Raw genomic sequence first — 664 nt, 5'->3', positions numbered from 1 at the left:
TCCCGGAGGGGTCAGACAACACGTTGACGACAACTTGTTGTGTTAAGTACTGTTGTCTCATGAGAGAGATCACCGTGCCATCCAGCGCTGTTGCGCTCCGATCAGACCGCCCCCTGACTCCAGCCATGGTTTCGGCTGTGTGGGAGATCGCGGCCGCACTCGATGAGCAGCGCGTGCCCGCTGCCGTCCCCAATGCGGTCTGGCTCGAAGTTCCCACCCTTCGCCTTCGAGGCGAGGGCAGCCGGGCCGATAACGTCTGGCTCCGGGAATGCCTCGACCGCCTGACCGGCGTGAAGCTGTCCGGCGAATACCGGGGCGATCCGTGGGGGGCGGTGGTCCTGGCCGAATGGCACATCATGCAGGGGGGCAGCGTGGCCCGCCTGCTGATCCCGCCCGCTGGCGTTCACGCTCTGCGCAGCCCCTCGAACTTCACCAAGATCGAGGCCTACGCCGCGCATCGCCTGACGGGGCACGGCCGCCAGCTCTACGCGATCCTTGCCGACAAGAAGCGCCTTGGCAGGCCCTACTGGACGTTCACGTTGGACGAACTCCGGGCACTCATGGGTGCTGATACCCAGAAGTCCTATACCCGCTTCAACACCTTCCGGCAGCGTGTCCTCGATCCGGCCGTTGAGGCGATCAATGACTACGGCACCGTCAGGGT

General features: G+C 64.6%; 1 protein-coding gene. It reads left to right on the top strand.

What is annotated here, in order from left to right; genetic code table 11:
- Positions 1-59 precede the first annotated feature (59 nt).
- On the top strand, positions 60-664 hold a 605-nt coding region (locus tag CK240_RS17720; protein ID WP_135058946.1), incomplete at its 3' end, for a replication initiation protein.

This window comes from Paracoccus salipaludis, from assembly GCF_002287065.1.
Lineage (GTDB): Bacteria > Pseudomonadota > Alphaproteobacteria > Rhodobacterales > Rhodobacteraceae > Paracoccus > Paracoccus salipaludis.
The sequence above is the reverse complement of the archived record's forward strand: the minus strand, read 5'-3'. Positions and strand labels throughout refer to the sequence as shown.